The 18406-nt window shown below is 36.4% G+C and carries 26 protein-coding genes and 1 tRNA gene; 21 read left to right on the forward strand and 6 right to left on the reverse strand.

Going from position 1 to position 18406, the window contains the following annotated elements:
• Nucleotides 1-125: 125 nt before the first annotated feature.
• Nucleotides 126-326, forward strand: coding sequence for a cytoplasmic protein (locus AC27HL_RS18365; RefSeq protein ID WP_487082514.1), 201 nt, complete (start codon nt 126-128; stop codon nt 324-326).
• Between the two features lie 25 nt (nt 327-351).
• On the opposite strand, the gene AC27HL_RS18370 is transcribed toward AC27HL_RS18365, so the two are convergent.
• The 6 genes from AC27HL_RS18370 to AC27HL_RS18395 form a co-directional block, all read right to left on the reverse strand.
• On the reverse strand, nt 352-690 hold the full coding sequence (locus AC27HL_RS18370) for a TusE/DsrC/DsvC family sulfur relay protein (protein ID WP_487082515.1): 339 nt from the start codon (nt 688-690) through the stop codon (nt 352-354).
• Complete coding sequence (gene tusB, locus AC27HL_RS18375; RefSeq protein ID WP_487082516.1) at nt 681-977, reverse strand: sulfurtransferase complex subunit TusB; 297 nt, start codon at nt 975-977, stop codon at nt 681-683. The genes AC27HL_RS18370 and tusB overlap by 10 nt, the downstream gene beginning before the upstream one ends.
• A gap of 2 nt (nt 978-979) precedes the next feature.
• Nucleotides 980-1342 (reverse strand): sulfurtransferase complex subunit TusC, encoded by a 363-nt coding sequence (tusC, locus tag AC27HL_RS18380; protein WP_487082517.1) that lies wholly within the window; start codon nt 1340-1342, stop codon nt 980-982.
• A complete protein-coding gene (tusD, locus tag AC27HL_RS18385; RefSeq protein ID WP_487082518.1) occupies nt 1342-1719 on the reverse strand; it encodes a sulfurtransferase complex subunit TusD in 378 nt (125 codons plus the stop codon). Before tusD ends, tusC begins: the two co-directional genes overlap by 1 nt.
• A 126-nt stretch (nt 1720-1845) precedes the next feature.
• The gene (locus AC27HL_RS18390; protein WP_487082519.1) at nt 1846-2511 is read right to left on the reverse strand and encodes a Bax inhibitor-1/YccA family protein; all 666 of its coding nucleotides are present in this window, start codon (nt 2509-2511) and stop codon (nt 1846-1848) included.
• A gap of 162 nt (nt 2512-2673) precedes the next feature.
• Nucleotides 2674-3270: a DNA-3-methyladenine glycosylase I gene (locus AC27HL_RS18395; RefSeq protein WP_487082520.1), complete on the reverse strand. Its 597-nt coding sequence runs from the start codon at nt 3268-3270 to the stop codon at nt 2674-2676.
• A 162-nt stretch (nt 3271-3432) separates the two neighbouring features.
• Between AC27HL_RS18395 and AC27HL_RS18400 the strand changes: the two genes are divergently transcribed.
• The 20 genes from AC27HL_RS18400 to AC27HL_RS18495 all read left to right on the forward strand — a co-directional run bounded on the left by AC27HL_RS18400 (nt 3433) and on the right by AC27HL_RS18495 (nt 17873).
• Nucleotides 3433-3523 (forward strand) — tRNA-Ser (locus AC27HL_RS18400).
• A 920-nt stretch (nt 3524-4443) separates the two neighbouring features.
• Nucleotides 4444-4788, forward strand: coding sequence for a TonB C-terminal domain-containing protein (locus AC27HL_RS18405; RefSeq protein ID WP_487082521.1), 345 nt, complete (start codon nt 4444-4446; stop codon nt 4786-4788).
• A 107-nt stretch (nt 4789-4895) separates the two neighbouring features.
• The gene (locus tag AC27HL_RS18410; protein ID WP_487082522.1) at nt 4896-5657 is read left to right on the forward strand and encodes a hypothetical protein; all 762 of its coding nucleotides are present in this window, start codon (nt 4896-4898) and stop codon (nt 5655-5657) included.
• 507 nt (nt 5658-6164) lie between these two features.
• Nucleotides 6165-6584 carry a hypothetical protein gene (locus AC27HL_RS18415; RefSeq protein WP_487082523.1) on the forward strand — a complete coding sequence of 140 codons (420 nt, stop codon included), beginning with the start codon at nt 6165-6167 and terminating at the stop codon, nt 6582-6584.
• 110 nt (nt 6585-6694) lie between these two features.
• The gene (locus AC27HL_RS18420) at nt 6695-7168 is read left to right on the forward strand and encodes a hypothetical protein (protein ID WP_487082524.1); all 474 of its coding nucleotides are present in this window, start codon (nt 6695-6697) and stop codon (nt 7166-7168) included.
• A 101-nt stretch (nt 7169-7269) separates the two neighbouring features.
• Entirely contained in the window at nt 7270-7614 is a 345-nt protein-coding gene (locus tag AC27HL_RS18425; protein WP_487082521.1) for a TonB C-terminal domain-containing protein, read from the forward strand.
• A gap of 757 nt (nt 7615-8371) precedes the next feature.
• Entirely contained in the window at nt 8372-8755 is a 384-nt protein-coding gene (locus AC27HL_RS18430; protein ID WP_487082525.1) for a hypothetical protein, read from the forward strand.
• A gap of 101 nt (nt 8756-8856) precedes the next feature.
• On the forward strand, nt 8857-9192 hold the full coding sequence (locus AC27HL_RS18435; RefSeq protein WP_487082526.1) for a hypothetical protein: 336 nt from the start codon (nt 8857-8859) through the stop codon (nt 9190-9192).
• Nucleotides 9193-9620: 428 nt separating this feature from the next.
• Nucleotides 9621-9860, forward strand: coding sequence for a hypothetical protein (locus AC27HL_RS18440; RefSeq protein ID WP_487082527.1), 240 nt, complete (start codon nt 9621-9623; stop codon nt 9858-9860).
• A gap of 175 nt (nt 9861-10035) precedes the next feature.
• Nucleotides 10036-10323: a hypothetical protein gene (locus AC27HL_RS18445; RefSeq protein ID WP_487082528.1), complete on the forward strand. Its 288-nt coding sequence runs from the start codon at nt 10036-10038 to the stop codon at nt 10321-10323.
• 120 nt (nt 10324-10443) lie between these two features.
• Entirely contained in the window at nt 10444-10737 is a 294-nt protein-coding gene (locus AC27HL_RS18450; RefSeq protein WP_487082529.1) for a hypothetical protein, read from the forward strand.
• Nucleotides 10738-11304: 567 nt separating this feature from the next.
• Nucleotides 11305-11526 carry a hypothetical protein gene (locus AC27HL_RS18455; RefSeq protein WP_487082530.1) on the forward strand — a complete coding sequence of 74 codons (222 nt, stop codon included), beginning with the start codon at nt 11305-11307 and terminating at the stop codon, nt 11524-11526.
• Nucleotides 11527-11973: 447 nt separating this feature from the next.
• On the forward strand, nt 11974-12267 hold the full coding sequence (locus tag AC27HL_RS18460; RefSeq protein WP_487082531.1) for a hypothetical protein: 294 nt from the start codon (nt 11974-11976) through the stop codon (nt 12265-12267).
• Nucleotides 12268-13679: 1412 nt separating this feature from the next.
• Nucleotides 13680-14111: a hypothetical protein gene (locus AC27HL_RS18465; RefSeq protein WP_487082532.1), complete on the forward strand. Its 432-nt coding sequence runs from the start codon at nt 13680-13682 to the stop codon at nt 14109-14111.
• Between the two features lie 122 nt (nt 14112-14233).
• Nucleotides 14234-14425, forward strand: coding sequence for a hypothetical protein (locus AC27HL_RS18470; protein ID WP_487082533.1), 192 nt, complete (start codon nt 14234-14236; stop codon nt 14423-14425).
• Between the two features lie 386 nt (nt 14426-14811).
• Nucleotides 14812-15234, forward strand: coding sequence for an Imm50 family immunity protein (locus AC27HL_RS18475; protein ID WP_487082534.1), 423 nt, complete (start codon nt 14812-14814; stop codon nt 15232-15234).
• Between the two features lie 453 nt (nt 15235-15687).
• On the forward strand, nt 15688-15975 hold the full coding sequence (locus AC27HL_RS18480) for a hypothetical protein (RefSeq protein ID WP_487082535.1): 288 nt from the start codon (nt 15688-15690) through the stop codon (nt 15973-15975).
• Between the two features lie 497 nt (nt 15976-16472).
• The gene (locus AC27HL_RS18485; RefSeq protein WP_487082536.1) at nt 16473-16880 is read left to right on the forward strand and encodes a hypothetical protein; all 408 of its coding nucleotides are present in this window, start codon (nt 16473-16475) and stop codon (nt 16878-16880) included.
• A 102-nt stretch (nt 16881-16982) separates the two neighbouring features.
• Nucleotides 16983-17402, forward strand: coding sequence for a hypothetical protein (locus AC27HL_RS18490; RefSeq protein WP_487082537.1), 420 nt, complete (start codon nt 16983-16985; stop codon nt 17400-17402).
• A gap of 108 nt (nt 17403-17510) precedes the next feature.
• Entirely contained in the window at nt 17511-17873 is a 363-nt protein-coding gene (locus tag AC27HL_RS18495) for a hypothetical protein (RefSeq protein ID WP_487082538.1), read from the forward strand.
• The last annotated feature ends 533 nt before the right edge of the window (nt 17874-18406 follow it).

Consider the following 18406-nt stretch of genomic DNA (forward strand, 5'->3'; position numbering starts at 1 on the left):
AGGTAAACGCTTTTTTATTTTCTAAATATTTTCACAATGGTTAAGTTATTTTGTTAGTTGTCGATACAAATCGTGAACACTAAAATAGCAGTACGTAGCGATGAAAATTTTGAAAAAGGTGAACCATGTCGATAGAAGTGAGTAGCAGTAATGCTGTAGCCCTGACCACTGAAACATTGTTAGAAGCAAAAACCGCAAATTTAGCCAAATCTCAAGCTGAGCTTGAAGGGCAAATGGCATTAAATTTAATTGCATCAGCAGCGGTTGATAATGTCAGCGTTCCCGCCATTGGTAACAGCGGCCATAACGTTAGTATTAAAGTATAAGTTAGCTAATGTGCTTGAAGTGAAACTAAATACACCTTGCTGGTTTTGGCAGGCCAGCATACTTAGTTGCTTGTTTTGCCGGACCTTCTTTAAATAAACGATATAAATAGCGACTACTGGCTTTTTCTTCGCCAAACTCTGCTTTCATGGCTTTTGTTAACGCTCTAATTGCAGGTGAGGTGTTATATGTTAAGTAAAACTCTCGAACGAAACGAATAACTTCCCAATGAGCTTCACTAAGTTCAATTTCATCTGCTTGTGCGAGCAAAACGGCAACATCTTCATTCCATTGTGTGAAATCGAGTAAATAGCCTTGTTTGTCGGTTGCTAACATTTCGTTGTTATATTGTATTGTCATGACCATGTAATTGAATTGCTGTGTTGAAAAACAAGTTCGAGCATTTCTGCCATTGCCAGTGTAATAAATGAATTACTGTCAATGTTTTGTGCCCGTGCGCTTGCATGTGCTTCTATAATATAAACCTTAAAATCCGGTTGTTTAGTTAGAAACTCGCGCAATAGCGGATGATTTAAATTATAACAACCATCATCCATGAGCAAAATGCTATCGGTTGAAAATGTCATATCGAGACATTGCTTTAGCGAGTTACTGGTAAAGCCAGAGCTTCTTATTATGTGTAACATTGTCATGCTTAAAACCTATATATCACATTATGATCGTGTACACATTGACTAAATTCTTCACGTGATAACACAGTTACATTGTCGATATGAAAATTAGCTCTTAAATTGCGTTCCGCTAAAGATTGTTGGCAAACATAAATATTTTCAATGTCGTAAAATTCAAGTGCGGAAAACGTTTTCAAATAATCTTTTACATTGATAGCAGACGGATTTTGATCCCCGATCACCTGAAATACTCCGTCAGCCATAAAAAAAAGTGACACGGCTTGTTCATAAGAGCCAAATATAAGTGCTGCATCTAACGACTCTTTTCCCACCGCAGAAGAAAAGGGCGCTTGTGTGTTTATTATCGCGATAGTTTTTTCAGACATTATAATTGCACCACGCGCTGAGCTTTACAGGTAAGTTCAACCAGTTCACCTAAGCCAGAAACAATAAATAAGCTATCAATATTTGATAATTCATCGCTGTTTTGTTCATCAGTTAAGCCACGCTTTTCTGCGGCACTAATGCATAAATGTAAAGGAACATTATGCTGTAACTGAAACTGTTGCCATTGTTTAAGGGGTTGAAACTCATCACTTGGGATTGCTAAATGCTTAGCCGCATTTAATACACCATCTTGGTAAAAAAATACCCCGATAACTTTTATACCATTGTCGACGGCACTTTTGACCAAATCAATGGCAGTAGCTGTAAGGTTACTATTTGGCGGTGTTGTAACAACAATAGCTAAGGTTTTTTGCATCTTTAGCGTTTACCTTCATGTTTACTTAAAATTAGCTAATAAAAAAGCCTCAATATTGAGGCTTTATATTTTATACGCGCAGTATAAACAATTATTAATCACATTTTAATGATTATTCATTGTTATTTAGTCATCGCCGCCCATAACACCTAGTAGGCTTAATAAATGAACGAAAATATTGTAAATGTTCAAGTATAAAGAAACTGTAGCGCGGATGTAGTTAGTTTCACCACCGTGGATAATGCGACTAGTATCAAATAAGATCAAACCAGACATGATCATGATGATAGCAGCACTAATGGCTAAAGATAACGCTGGAATTTGGAAAAAGAAGTTAGCGATCATCGCAATTACAGCAACAATTAAACCAACCATTAAAAAACCACCCATAAATGAGAAGTCTTTTTTACTGGTTAAGGCATAACCTGATAAAGCAAAGAAAATTAACGCCGTACCGCCTAATGCTTGCATAATTAGCGAACCGCCATTTGGCATAGCTGCATAGTAGTTCAGCATTGGGCCTAAAGATGCACCCATTAAACCGGTGAAAGCAAAAATCCAAAAAATACCACTGGCTTTATCGGCATTTTTATTAACAACAAATAATAAACCGAATGAAACTAGGGTCATTACTAAGGCTGCCATATGAGACAAGCCCATCGCCATAGAAATACCAGCCGTTACGGCACTAAACGCCAAAGTCATTGAAAGTAACATATAAGTATTTTTCAATACTTTGTTAATTTCAATTGCTGAGCTTCTACTAGCATTTAAACTAATATTTGATTGCATAAAATTTCCTCTAAGTATGCTAATTATATTTTTTAGATGTGGGCAAATGTGAAAAGTTCAAGGTTAAAGCAAACATCCAACATTTGTTTACCACTTATTAGTGATAATTAATCATAAACCACAATGACATATTATGGCACGCAATTTTTTTAATTACTATCTTTAACCTTGTTGAAATTCATCGATAATTTGTGAGCGTTTGTAACAATCATAACTATGATCATTTACCATACCGCAGGCTTGCATATGAGCATAACAAATTGTAGAACCTACAAATTTAAAGCCTCGCTTTTTTAAATCTTTACTCCAAGCATCAGACTCTTTTGATGTAGCAGGGTAGTCAGCAAGGGTTTTCCAATTATTAACGATGGTTTTGTTATTGACAAAACCCCACATATAACGACTAAAGCTTCCAAACTCTTTTTGTATCTCTATAAATAGCTTTGCGTTATTTATTGCAGCACTAATTTTCCCACGATGTCGAATAATTCCAGTATCTTGTAACAGGACTTCAATTTTTTCTTCAGTAAATTGAGCAACCTTTTCGACATCAAAATTTTCAAATGCTTGTCTATAACCTTCACGCCTTTTCAAAATGGTATACCAACTAAGGCCAGCTTGTGCAGATTCTAAAGTTAAATACTCAAATAGTTTTTGGTCATCATAAACAGGTACCCCCCATTCTTCGTCATGATAGGCAACATAATCGGCTTTGGTAGTGTCGAGCCATGGGCAACGACAGCGCTTTTCTTCACTCACAAACATTCCTTTTTAAATTCAAGCAACTGAAATTGTCTAAATAAATGACAAATTGTTGTTTTTTTTAGCAAACAAACTTTTTTATAGAATAAATGCTTTACAAGAGAATATCGAGCCTTTAATATTCGCCTCGTTCTGAAGCAGCAATGCTTTAAACATTCAGGTGAGATGGCTGAGTGGTCGAAAGCACCGGTCTTGAAAACCGGCAAGGGTTTGTAGCCCTTCTAGAGTTCAAATCTCTATCTCACCGCCATATTAAGAAAAGCCCGTTACGAAAGTGACGGGTTTTTTGCTATTTGAAATACAAAAAAATTTAAATTTGTAATACATGAGCTATTGGTTGAGTTCAAACGCGTATCTCATCACCATATTAAGAAAAGTGACATAACGAAGGTTATGTCACTTATTGCATTTGGCGACTAATGTATTAAATGTGACATAAAGCGCAGTATCCCCTTAAACATTTAATTGCTATTTCACTTTTCTAAAATTGAATAAATAAAGTAACTTAAGTACACAAAGCGACTCTTAATTAGCGATGTTGCTGTTATACGACAAGAAACCCCAAAATTAATAACCCATTTTTAACAATAAGTTTATTAATTATTATCGAATATCTTTTGTAAAAATTCTTTTCATGGCCAATTTCTCCAAAATTCTCACTTTCTGACAGAAAGTGAGAATTAGTCCTGCTTTCTGCATTTACAGAGATATTTTTCAAATTATAAGCTTTTGATATTATTACTAACTAATGTATATTATGGAGAATAAATTTATATTAGTTAGAGGGAACTTTTCTGCTGAAAGTGAGAATTTTTCCTACTAATAAGCTGTTATATGCTTTAAAGAATTACGTATTAGAGCAAGAGATTTTTTACTTAGTGTTTTTCGCTAAAAGTGTTTAGTGTATGCACTAATAAACTTTGTTATTTATACCTTTTTCAAAGGTAACAAAGTTATTAATTTAGTTCAGCCAGTTGTGCTAACGCTCAAAAGTTCACGGTTGGTTGTTTTATCACGGGTGCTTTTAAATTCGTGTAGCGTTTGTTTTTACTTATGCTGCATATAACAAGCAATTCAAGCGGGACTTTTTAAAGTTTGCCTGGTTTCGCTGCGCTACACATTTTGGCAAACTATTAAAAAGCCCCTTAATATGGGCGTTATATGTGTCTTATGAATAAGTGTATATTGATCGTTTTGTTATTTATCTCATTTTCGTTGTTGGCAAACGAAGATTTACCTGAACTAGTTTTTCCTATTTTGGGCTCAAAATATATCGGTAATAATTGCTCCAAGGAAACGAATGAAGTAGTTATGGAGTTAGAGCTTTCAAATAAAGGTGTAATAACGAGCATTAGCTTTGTAAAAAAAAGCACTATTAAAGAAATAAATGATGAAGCTAAAAAAAACATAATGGCATCATCACCATTTGTCGAGATTGAAGATTTGCCCGCGAGTGAGGCAGCAAGATATAGTAAAGTAATTATGTCTTATATAGTGCCGTGCAAACACATATAACAAGCCATTCAAGCAGGACTTTTAACAGTTGGTTAGGTTCCGCTTCGCTACACATTATAACCAACAATTAAAAGCCTCTTAATGGGGCGTTAGTTGCAAGGAAGGCTATGAGTTCAATTACACGGTTTGGAAATTTAACTTTAAAGTTGCCTGAGGGCGTTGAGGTCTCAAATTCAACAGAGAATGGCGAAGTGATTTCACTTTTCGATGAAAATGGTCGAGTAGTTATTCCTGAATACGTACAAGTAGGTTTAGGTTATAAAACAGACAAAGGTAAGTTTAAAGTAACTCATAGCCTACGCTCTGACAATAAAACAATATCAACAAATTTATCAGTTTTATTGTCAAAGTATGACGTCTTATATGCAATTGATACAAATAAAAAAAAGATTGATGACATCGAATATTGCATTTCAAGCCGAATGCTTATGCAAATGGCACTGACAGGAGAACAGTTGTGGGAAATGAAACTGATACGACTGCCAGCTTTTATCTTTACAACTCCAATAGAACACGAAGAAAAAATTGGGTGGTCTCAGTTTATTAAGCAGGAACACCTTGCGTTAAATGGCAAAAAAATTGGTATTGTTACCGACCATGATCTTGGGCATATGCCATTATATAATCAACGAGAGAAGGCAATATTGGATTTAGGGTTACTCCCTGAAAATATCGACTTTATTTATGCAAGTGCTGATCGAGATAAAGGCAGTCCTTTAAATAAGGCTGTAATGCAATGTGATGCAGACTCTAATTTATTACTTAAGCAAATTTATAATAAAAAAATGAATTTATCTGCTCTTGCTAATTCAGAGTCTGCATTTTTTGATCAGTCAGGCTCTTTGGTTCCTAGGGCCAAATGCAACTAACAAGTCATTCAAAAGGACAAAAAACAGTTGTTTTTTGCTCCTTCGTCGCTTATTTTAACCAACTATTTTTAGCCTCTTAATGAGGCGTTAGTTGCCGCAACTTGTTCGAGTAAATTTATTTATTAAACGTGCGGTATTTCACATCAAAGGATTGGTGTTTGTTTCCTTCCTTCCTTCCTTTGTTGCTTTAAATTTTAGTTTTAAATATTAGTGTTGTGCTTTTTGCTACACAGTTTTCGCCTAGGTTTTGCAGGTGAAAACAATTAGCAAAGGCGCAAACGGCTCAAAGTTTACGTGTGGCGGCAAAGTTGCGGTAGGAGTTTTTGCTTCTTCCGTCTACTCCGTTAACGTGGTAACTTATTGTTAGTTATGTGGTTTAACGCGCAGCAACTAACAAGGCAATCAAACGGACACGTAACAGTTGGCTCGGTTCCGCTTCGCTTCACATTTTAGCCAACAATTACTTAGCCGCTTACTGTGGCGTTATATTTCCTAAATGGAGTTTAGATGAAAACTGAAATAGCGTTTAAAGTAGCGATACTAGTTCTTTGCCTTTCCAGCTTCTTTTTGAATTATATGACAGGAGATTGGGAGTATAATGGCGATATAGTTAGCGCTATGGGTTGGCATGGCTTTAACTCTCAAATACCGCATTGGTTAAAATTATCAATTGTCGGGCCATTACAACTTTCAGCTCTGATAATGCTAAGTTTTAATTTAATAGCTAGAAATATATTTGCAGCTTTAAGTGTAATTGGTTTGGCTATTTCAGTTTTTGAAGGTGTAGCAGCTTACTCAGCGTTGGAGATCTCAATCCTGCAACTTTATTACTTATCCATTGGTATAGTTCTGACTCTTTCTTTTACTAGTTTAAATGAAAAATTTCGGTCTGGTTCAAATAAAAAGTTAGAGCAAGCGGAAATATAACAAGCTGTTCAAGAGGGACTTTTTACTGTTTGCCGAGTTCCGCTTCGCTTCACATTATGGCAAACTTAGTAAAAAGCCCCTTAACAGGGCGTTATAACGAAAGGAAGCATATGCGTCATCTGATCATAATTCTCATCGCATTATTTGTTGTTGGTTGTGCAAGCACAAAAAAAGAGACTGGCCAAAATCAAATCATTTTAGATCGAAGCGTAATGGCTAATCAAAATACATCAACAGGTTGGATGGCCTATGGATTATCATTGAAGGCTTGGCCTGTCGAACTTGATAAAAATGGTAAACCTAGCTTGTACAAACGAGAAGTTTTCGCACGTTCAAAGACTGCTTTAATCTGGCAAGAACTAAGAGAAAAAAAGACAGTAAATCCTGATGCAGATTTAGATGCGTTAGTGTCAATAAATGATGCTAACTATATGGAAGAATACGTATGGTCATATATATATAAAGGTGTCGGTGACCAACCAAGTGGTTTAGAACTTGGTAAATTTAAACAATGGATGACTATCAATTTACCAGAGCACAAGGCTGTTATTAATACTGGTGTATCGGTGCCAATTTCGTTATAACAAGCTGTTCAAGCGGGACAAATTACAGTTGGCAGGTTCCGCTCCGCTTCACATTTTAGCCAACTACAATTTGCCCCTTAACAGGGCGTTATATGTGTCTTATGAATAAGTGTATATTGATCGTTTTGTTATTTATCTCATTTTCGTTGTTGGCAAACGAAGATTTACCTGAACTAGTTTTTCCTATTTTGGGCTCAAAATATATCGGTAATAATTGCTCCAAGGAAACGAATGAAGTAGTTATGGAGTTAGAGCTTTCAAATAAAGGTGTAATAACGAGCATTAGCTTTGTAAAAAAAAGCACTATTAAAGAAATAAATGATGAAGCTAAAAAAAACATAATGGCATCATCACCATTTGTCGAGATTGAAGATTTGCCCGCGAGTGAGGCAGCAAGATATAGTAAAGTAATTATGTCTTATATAGTGCCGTGCAAACACATATAACAAGCCATTCAAGCAGGACTTTTAACAGTTGGTTAGGTTCCGCTTCGCTACACATTATAACCAACAATTAAAAGCCTCTTAATGGGGCGTTATATGCTTTAAAGAATTACGTATAAAGGCAAGAGATTTTTTACGTAGTGTTTTTCGCTAAAACTGTTTAGTGTATGCACTAATAAACTTTGTTATTTATACCTTTTTCAAAGGTAACAAAGTTATTAATTTAGTTCAGCCAGTTGTGCTAACGCTCAAAAGTTTACGGTTGGTCGTTCTATAACGGGTGCTTTTAAATTCGTGTAGCACTTGTTTTAACTTGCGCTGCATATAACAAGCAATTCAAGCGGGACTTTTTAAAGTTTGCCTGGTTTCGCTGCGCTACACATTTTGGCAAACTATTAAAAAGCCCCTTAATATGGGCGTTATATGCTTCAAAGAATTACGTGTTAGAGCAAGAGATTTTTTACTTAGTGTTTTTCGCTAAAACTGTTTAGTGTATGCACTAATAAACTTTGTTATTTAACCCTTTTTCAAAGGCAACAAAGTTATTAATTTAGTTCGGCCAGTTGTGTTTAACGCTCAAAAGTTCACGGTTGGTCGTTTTATAACGGGTGCCTTTAAATTCGTGTAGTGTTTGTTTTTACTGGCGCTGCATATAACAAGCTGTTCAAGCGGGACAAATAACAGTTGGCTGGTTCCGCTTCGCTTCACATTTTAGCCAACTACAATTTGCCCCTTAACAGGGCGTTAGGCTTCCAAGAGTATGAATCAACCTAAGAATATTAAAATTGCTATATTCATTTACTTTGCAGCAATTGCTTTAAGTTTTATCGGAGCTATTCCTAATTACCTTGCAGCAGATCCTCGCCCACCATTATTTGGTGTTTTAATAACTTGGGTCATTATGTACGGTTTACTTATTGGATTAGGTTACGCAATTAAAATAGGAAAAAATTGGGCTAGGCATACTAATGCGGTTATTACAGCAATTTCATTAGTTACCATTTTCTTTGCTGGAACTTCACCATCTTTATCAACGGACATTAGCCAAATAATTTTAGTAGTTAATAATATAGCATCTGTTGTTGTTTTAATTTTGCTTTATACAAATGCATCAAACGACTGGTTTAAAGCAGTAAAAGCCTAACAAGTCATTAAAGCAGGACAAAAAACAGTTGGCTTTTGCTCCTGCGTCGCCTATTTTAGCCAACAATTTTTTGCCTCTTAATGAGGCGTTAGGCATACAGGATGAGTAATCGCAATTGGGTCTGCTTTAATTGCAGAATCACAAATAGGAAATCATCGAGGTTTACAGGTGATGCTATCTGTTCCGAGTGTGGCGGCCAACTTAAAAACATTGGTTATAAAATTCCTGTTCCCCCGAAGAGTAAGCCCAAAGAGTGGGCGAAACTTCAGGAAAGTCTTGCATCTCAAGCTAGAGAACTTGAACGAGTCAATTTTAAAGTTAAGGTTCAAAAACGTCACGAGCTTGAACAAGAGTTAGTAAAACTAAAATCTCTACCGCTTAATGTTGGTAGGCAAAGTTTAATAAAGCAGCTTGAGAAACGGTTAAAGTATGCCTAACAAGTCGCTCAAGAGGGAAAATTTACAGTTGGCTATTTTCACTCCGTTCAACATTTTAGCCAACTTATAAATTTCCCCTTAGCGGGGCGTTATACGTTTCAAAGGATTTGAGTTTATGCGAAGTAAGGTTTTTAGAATTGTAGCTTTCTTGCTTGGCACATTATTCGTACTGCATGGAGCTTTCATAGCAATTGCAGGTGATCCAACTGGGAATTCTGGGCTTGGTACTGTAATCACTAGTGTCGGCTTAGGCGCAATATTCATATTCTATGCAATAACTGGCTATTCTAGTATTTATAAATACATTAAAGAACGGTCGGTCAAATAAACGTATAACAAGCTGTTTAACAAGGACAAAATACAGTTGGCTTTTGCTCCTTCGTCGCTTATTCTAGCCAACTGTATTTTGCCCATTAACAGGGCGTTAGGTGTTTAAGGAAACTGTGCTTCATATTGATAGAATTGGAATAATAAAATCTGATGAAGAGAATGGTTGCCAGATTAGGATTAGCAAAGCTGAGCGTGGTAATGGTTTTTATCTCTTTATCAGTGATGATTTCTCAAATCCTAAGAATCCCATTGGAGATCACTATTATGACTCTCTTGAAGATATTCTGGAATGCTTTGTAGAAGATTGCTGGGAAGTTGAATGGGTATTAAACACCTAACAAGTTGCTCAAACGGACGCATAACAGTTGGCTGCGCTTCGTTCCTCGCACATTATAGCCAACTATTCTTCGCCGCTTAGCAAGGCGTTAGCTAGCAATTTTAAGGTTCGTACATATTCCAAATTCTATCCCAAAATCAGAGCGAGTCTTTAATATAATATGGGGACTTGGATTATTGTGTTATGCCTTTTACGGTTATCAACACGGTGAATTGTACCTTCCTGGTAAAGGCTCATCCGATGGAACGACATTTACAGGCGTAACATTAAATTTAATAATTACGTCTATGGTTCTAGGCTCATTAAGCTTATTTGTTGTTGTGCTTGATCATTACGATAAACGTAACAACGAGCATAAATATAAGTTTGTTAATCGCATATTTATGGGAGGCGGAATTTTATTAATTGTTATAGCTTTTATTATGGAGTTTAATAATAGTATTACTTATCAGGTTGTTGGCTAAGTTGCTAGCTAACAAGCTGTTCAAGCGGGACTGTTAAAGTTTGGCTCGGTTTCGCTACGCTACACATTTTAGCCAAACATTATCAGCCCCTTAACAGGGCGTTATATGCAAAGGAAATGTATGGAGTCATATTCGCTTTTATTGGTTTTAGCTTGTATTCATACCGCCTCGGTTTTTTACATCACTATTCTCATAGTAGAGTGCCCCTTTAGAACCGGCACCATAAAGTTTTGGCTTTTCATCTTTAGCTTGCTTGTGCCATTGCTCGGCGTATTGTTTGCTCGATATAAGCTAAATTTTGTTTCTTTAAAGGGTAAAGAAAGTGCTAGTGTTGTAAGTACTGCGTATTCTCCAAATAGTAATGACTTCGGATCTGGAGATTGTAGTTCAGGTGATTCAGGCGGTTGTGACTAATTTGCATATAACAAGCTGTTCAAGAGGGACAAATAACAGTTGGCTTTTGCTCGTTCCTCGCTTATTTTAGCCAACTACAATTTGCCCCTTAACAGGGCGTTAGGTATACATGCAAGGTCTGGTATTTGAATATCTCATGTGACAAGTATAAGTCTATTTTTGAATGGCTTATCTTAATATCTGTCTTTGCATTACTTGTCTTAGGTTGGGCAGGAATAATTGTAAGTCCCAACTTAAAACCAGTGATATGGCACTTATTTTTATTTATTGGTGTAGGCTATTTATGCTACGGCATCATTTATAAGAAACCTTATTATTTAAATGTAGACTCTAAGTGGTCGGAGTATTTATATGGTATTGAACTATTTTGTTTTTCTGCGTTTATTCTTTTGGTAGTCAAAGTTATAGTTGAATTAGTGTATACCTAACAAGGCAATCAAGCGGGACTGCTAAAGCTTGGCTCAGTTTCGCTTCGCTGCACATTTTAGCCAAGCATTATCAGCCCCTTATTGGGGCGTTATAGCGAAACGGAGTTGAGGCTAATTTAGCTGAATAAGGATGTAATTCATGGTTCAAAAAATATTCTCTATCTTAATGGCAATCTTAGGTGCTTGGATATATCAACGATTTGACTCTCTCTTTGCTTTAATTCCGATTATCGTTGCAGTTTTAATGTATCGTGGCGCTGATCATGGAGTTTGGTTTTACTTTGATTGGGATTCTGATTCTGATTCCAGCTCTACTTTTGGAGGGAGCAGCGATTCAGGTGGAGATGGTGGTGGGGATTAAAATTCGCTATAACAAGCCAATCAAGCGGGACTGCTAACAGTTGGCTCAGTTTCGCTTCGCTACACATTTTAGCCAACAATTATCAGCCCCTTATTGGGGCGTTATATGCTTCAAAGAATTACGCATTAGAGCAAGAGATTTTTTACTTAGTGTTTTTCGCTAAAACTGTTTAGTGTATGCACTAATAAACTTTGTTATTTATTCCTTTTTCAAAGGTAACAAAGTTATTAATTTAGTTCGGCCAGTTGTGCTTAACGCTCAAAAGTTCACTGTTGGTCGTTTTATAACGGGTGCCTTTAAATTCGTGTAGTGCTTGTTTTAAATCGCGCTGCATATAACAAGCAATTCAAGCGGGACTTTTTAAAGTTTGCCTAGTTTCGCTGCGCTACACATTTTGGCAAACTATAAAAAGCCCCTTAATATGGGCGTTATATGCAAAGGAAATGTATGGAGTCATATTCACTTTTATTGGTTTTAGCTTGTATTCATACCGCCTCGGTTTTTTACATCACTATTCTCATAGTAGAGTGTCCCTTTAGAACCGGCACCATAAAGTTTTGGCTTTTCATCTTTAGCTTGCTTGTGCCATTGTTCGGCGTATTGTTTGCTCGATATAAGCTAAATTTTGTTTCTTTAAAGGGTAAAGAAAGTGCTAGTGTTGTAAGTACTGCGTATTCTCCAAATAGTAATGACTTCGGATCTGGAGATTGTAGTTCAGGTGATTCAGGCGGTTGTGACTAATTTGCATATAACAAGCTGTTCAAGAGGGACAAATAACAGTTGGCTTTTGCTCGTTCCTCGCTTATTTTAGCCAACTACAATTTGCCCCTTAACAGGGCGTTATATGCTTCAAAGAATTACGTATTAGAGCAAGAGATTTTTTACGTAGTGTTTTTCGCTAAAACTGTTTAGTGTATGCACTAATAAACTTTGTTTTTTAACCCTTTTTCAAAGGCAACAAAGTTATTAATTTAGTTCGGCCAATTGTGTTTAACGCTCAAAAGTTCACGGTTGGTCGTTTTATAACGGGTGCCTTAAAGTGCTAGCAGTGTTTGTTTTTACCTACGCTGCATATAACAAGCAATTCAAGCGGGACTTTTTACAGTTTGCCTGGTTTCGCTGCGCTACACATTTTGGCAAACTATAAAAAGCCCCTTAATATGGGCGTTATATGCTTTAAAGAATTACGTATTAGAGCAAGAGGTTTTTACGTAGTGTTTTTCGCTAAAACTGTTTAGTGTATGCACTAATAAACTTTGTTATTTAACCCTTTTTCAAAGGCAACAAAGTTATTAATTTAGTTCGGCTAGTTGTGTTAACGCTCAAAAGTTCACGGTTGGTCTTTTTATAACGGGTGCCTGTAAATTCGTGTAGTGTTTGTTTTAAATTGCGCTGCATATAACAAGCAATTCAAGTGGGACTTTTTACAGTTTGCCTAGTTTCGCTGCGCTTCACATTTTGGCAAACTATAAAAAGCCCCTTAACAGGGCGTTATATGCTTCAAAGAATTACGCCTTAGAGCAAGAGATTTTTACGTAGTGTTTTTCGCTAAAACTGTTTAGTGTATGCACTAATAAACTTTGTTATTTAACCCTTTTTCAAAGGCAACAAAGTTATTAATTTAGTTCGGCCAGTTGTGCTTAACGCTCAAAAGTTCACGGTTGGTCGTTTTATAACGGGTGCCTTTAAATTCGTGTAGTGTTTGTTTTAAATTGCGCTGCATATAACAAGCAATTCAAGCGGGACTTTTTATAGTTTGCCTGGTTTCGCTGCGCTACACATTTTGGCAAACTATAAAAAGCCCCTTAATTGGGCGTTATATGCTTTAAAGAATTACGTTTTAGAGCAAGAGATTTTTTACGTAGTGTTTTTCGCTAAAACTGTTTAGTGTATGCACTAATAAACTTTGTTATTTATACCTTTTTCAAAGGCAACAAAGTTATTAATTTAGTTCGGCCAGTTGTGTTAACGCTCAAAAGTTCACTGTTGGTTGTTTTATCACGGGTGCCTTTAAATTCGTGTAGCGTTTGTATTAAATTACGCTGCATATAACAAGCAATTCAAGCGGGACTTTTTACAGTTTGCCTGGTTTCGCTTCGCTACACATTTTGGCAAACTATTAAAAAGCCCCTTAATTGGACGTTAGGCATCGTATGAACTTATCTACCATCATAAATGAATGTTATGGTATGCAAATTAGAATTGTTAATTTGGGTTTTCCACTAATTGATTTGGAAGATAGTTTTCCATCTATTGGTTTTACTGGAGATCCTAATGGGTTGAGAGAATGTAGTAAAGAGCATGCTATTACCATCATTAAAAATATGATATGGAAAGACATGGCTTTTAATTTGGAAAATGTAACAGAGAGTACTGCGTTACAAAGAGCACAATTTATAATTGAACAATTCTATGTATCCGAGATGAAGTTTTATACAAATGGAGATTGGGCGAAAGGATTTGAAGGTGGGAATGGATGGTGTTCAATGCTTGATGATTTTACTTATGATGGTGGAGTAGTCTGTGTCTCAAATGCTGGTAATATCACAATATGTTCTGTTATTTGGTTTATTGCCGAGGATTAATGCCTAACAAGTTGCTCAAGAAGGACTCGTAACAGTTGGCTCGGTTCCGCTTCGCTTCACATTTTAGCCAACAATTACTCGCCTCTTAGCAAGGCGTTATGTATACAAGGAAGGGTTGAGGTTTGGCTAGATATCGTATCCCTAAAACTGTTGGAACAGTGGAAATAATATCTTCAAAAATTGGAACGCCACTTATAACCAATCACACTTATGGTAAAAATAAAATATTAATACCGTGTAGAGATTGGGAGCATGCAGAAGAAGTTTTAAGTAAAATTAAATCTCTCAAAAAAGGCGGTGAAGTTTGGGCTTAAAAGTTCAGAGTAATGTATACATAACAAGCATTTAAAGCAGGACTGCTAACAGTTTGCTCGGTTCCGCTTCGCTACACAATTTTAGCAAACTATTATCAGCCTCTTAAATGGGCGTTATATGCTTTAAAGAATTACGTATTAGAGCAAGAGATTTTTACGTAGTGTTTTTCGCTAAAACTGTTTAGTGTATGCACTAATAAACTTTGTTATTTAACCCTTTTTCAAAGGCAACAAAGTTATTAATTTAGTTCGGCCAGTTGTGTTAACGCTCAAAAGTTCACGGCTGGTTGTTTTATAACGGTACCTTTAAATTCGTGTAGTGTTTGTTTTTACTGGCGCTGCATATAACAAGCAATTCAAGCGGGGCGTTATAAAGCGGAGCGAGTATGGCACCTGATTTCGAGATTGAAGGCTCTGATTTATTATCTGAACAATTTGGGGAATGGCCTTCTTTCCATGATTCAGAAATTATTTCAATCGATTTTAATCGAGGCAAAGAAGGAGGTAATCCTTCAATTGTAGTAAAAGTTCATGCTTTTGAAATGACATCTGAAGTAAATAAAAAAGGCTACTATAAACTCATAAATCATTGTGACATTGAATTCAATTTCGAATCAGTTGAAGATGTAACTCTAAATGGTTTCAACCATCAGAATGTAATAAGTGATATATGTTTTTCCAAAGAAGTCGATTCGAATGGAGTATCAAAAATCATAGTAGAATTTGAGCCCTGTTATGGTGTGGAGCTTGAGTTTAAGTGTCAGAAGGTCACGGTCACAAGTGTCACACCTACTGAACCAGATAAGTAATGGGCAACCGCTTTATAACAAGCCACTCAAGCAGGACAAATAACAGTTGGTTTTGTTCGCTTCGCTCTCTATTATAACCAACTATTATTTGCCTCTTAGTGGGGCGTTATATGCTTTAAAGAATTACATATAAAGGCAAGAGATTTTTTACGTAGTGTTTTTCGCTAAAAGTGTTTAGTGTATGCACTAATAAACTTTGTTATTTATATCTTTTTCAAAGGTAACAAAGTTATTAATTTAGTTCAGCCAGTTGTGCTAACGCTCAAAAGTTTACGGTTGGTCGTTCTATAACGGGTGCCTTTAAGTTCGTGTAGTGTTTGTTTTAAATTGCGCTGCATATAACAAGCAATTCAAGCGGGACTTTTTACAGTTTGCCTGGTTTCGCTTCGCTACACATTTTGGCAAACTATAAAAAGCCCCTTAATATGGGCGTTATGTGTTCAAGGAGGGTGGGTGAAAAATAAATATCTTTGTTTTCTAATTCTAGTTATTTCATTTGGTGCTACTGCTAATGAAAAGCCTAAATATACTCGTGGCGACTGCATTACACCAATCGATCAAAAGTTTTCGTGGTTTGGCAAAACAGCGAAAGTTGAAGCTTATTCTTCAATAGATGGATTCTCAGGAAAAAATTACATTCTACTCTTTAATAATTACCAATCTAATAGTGTTATATTCACTAAATCAATCGAAGCCAGCACTAAAAAAGTAGATAAAAAGCTTTGTGAAATAAACACATAACAAGCTGTTCAAGCGGGACAAATAACAGTTGGCTGTTTCGCTTCGCTCACATTATAGCCAACTACAATTTGCCCCTTAACAGGGCGTTATGCGTCAGCCGCGAATTCGAATAAATTTATTGTTTTCGGTTGGCACTTTACAAAGGCTAGGGTGCTTGTTGCCTTTTCTTTGTTTTGGTAACTTAATAGCCAGCTATGCTGTTTCAGCTTTTGGCTCAACAGTTTTTCGCCAAGTTAGGTTTGGTGGCAAAAGTTACTTTATTTAAGTGGCTCAAAATTCATGGTTTGGTGTGTCGCGCTGCGTGGGAGTTCTTGTTTTCTACGGTCGGGCTGCCACGAAATCTAATATAAATGGCGTTGTTTGTGGTAGTCGCAACCAGCGCATAACAAGGCGCTCAATGGGACGTTTAAAGTTTGGCTCGTTTCGCTGCGCTCACAATTTTAGCCAAACTATAAACGCCTATTAGCTTGGCGTTATACATACTTTAGGAATTGCACTTGAATCTAGATGATTTGATTCCCCAACTAGAAAAGCATGTCGGTATTGATTTGATTAAAGCCGCGATTGAGCTTTATTCATTAGAGCGGATTAATGGTGCTACTTCAATTTCGGAAGACATGCTCTTATTTCAATGGGGCGTTTTTGATTGGGGGGAAGGTGAATATTTCGAACTAGATATTACTCGTCAAATATCTTCATTAAATACTAACGAATTAAGGCAACTTAGTTGTACTCTATATTTCAATCCTTCGTTAGTTCTGCGTGAGATTGAAGAAGGAAATAAGTGGTGTTCTTCACTTGAAGAATTTAATTCATTTAATGAGTTTGTTTTAAGTAGTAAGGTATTTAAGTTTTGTTCTGCCATTACTCCTGAAAAGTCTAGTGTGGAGTTAGAGTATGTATAACAAGCCATTCAAGCAGGACTTTTAACAGTTGGTTAGGTTCCGCTTCGCTACACATTATAACCAACTATCAAAAGCCTCTTAATGGGGCGTTAGGTAGCACGAATGATCGTCAAGCATATTATCGAAGATTTAGAGTCAGTATTCGAATCACTTCCAATATCTAAAGAGTTTGATGTTGCTTTCGCTAGCTATACAGATGATGGCTCAGGAAATATTGATTTCTGTACTTTTGAAGCATTTCATTGGGATGACGATGAAGAGTTTTTCCTCGTACCGAGTGGGTGTGGAAAGCACTATTCATTAGATGTTAACAAATTTAATGCAGAGAGCTTTTTAATTGCTTTAAAGAGTGCAATTAATGATGAAATATCTGATTATTGTGCCTATGCAAGAGCTCGTATTAAAATTGCTAAAGATGGCTCGGTTGCTTCTTTAAACTCTCCTTTATGGGGGACGGGCTATCACGAACAAGAGCGGTTGTTATATTTTTATCACGGTAAGCAACCAGAAAGCGCTACCTAACAAGCAATTCAAGCGGGACTTTTTACAGTTTGCCTAGTTTCGCTGCGCTACACATTTTGGCAAACTATAAAAAGCCCCTTAATTGGGCGTTAAATGCCCCAAGGAAGTATGAGCATTAAATTCAAGAAAGTAGCATTAATCACGTTAGTTATTCCTGCCAGCATTCATTGGCTTGGAATGTGTTTACTTGGTTTTGCTATATTCGCTCACGGAGCTTTTCGAGATTTCCCATCATTCTTCCTAACATTAGCAACTATAGCTGGTATATTTTCACTATTAGTAGCTGTAGTATCGGTAATTCGCTACCCTAAAATTGGTAAGTTTACTATTTATGTCATAGGTTTAGGGTGTTCAGTATTGAGTATTGCGCTTTATATGGGTATTTACTCGGAGCCTTGGTTTTTAATCTCAGCATCTAGTTTGTTTTTGGGGAGTGCTTTTATTATGTTTGAGTATGTAAGGGGCACTTAACAAGTCGTTAAAGCAGGACAAATAACAGTTGGCTTTTGCTCCTGCGTCGCTTATTTTAGCCAACATATTATTTGCCTCTTAACGAGGCGTTAGCTTTATTGGAGACTTTGGCTATTAAATGGAAGTATAAATTGCTTAAAGGTAGCCCTTTATTGAAGGCGCTCATTTGGCAGCAATTAAATAAAAGGCAACTTCAATCACTAATAAAAAGGTTTGCTACACGAGAAGCTAAATTAATTCGCCAAGGTCACGCTAGTTTTTTTATTTGGCGTTCTCGACGTATTTCAGTAGTTCATATTTATGAAAAACGCTATGGCGATGTGCCTCAATTATTTAAAAAACGTTGTATGCCTAAATTAAAGTCATATTATATAAATAACGGTGTTTATACTTGGCCTAGTACAAAATAGGGGTAGGTGTAAAAATAAAGCTAACAAGGCAATCAAGCGGGACTGCTAAAGCTTGGCTCAGTTTCGCTGCGCTACACATTTTAGCCAAGCATTATCAGCCCCTTATTGGGGCGTTATATGCTT

It is taken from the genome of Colwellia aquaemaris, from assembly GCF_057548755.1.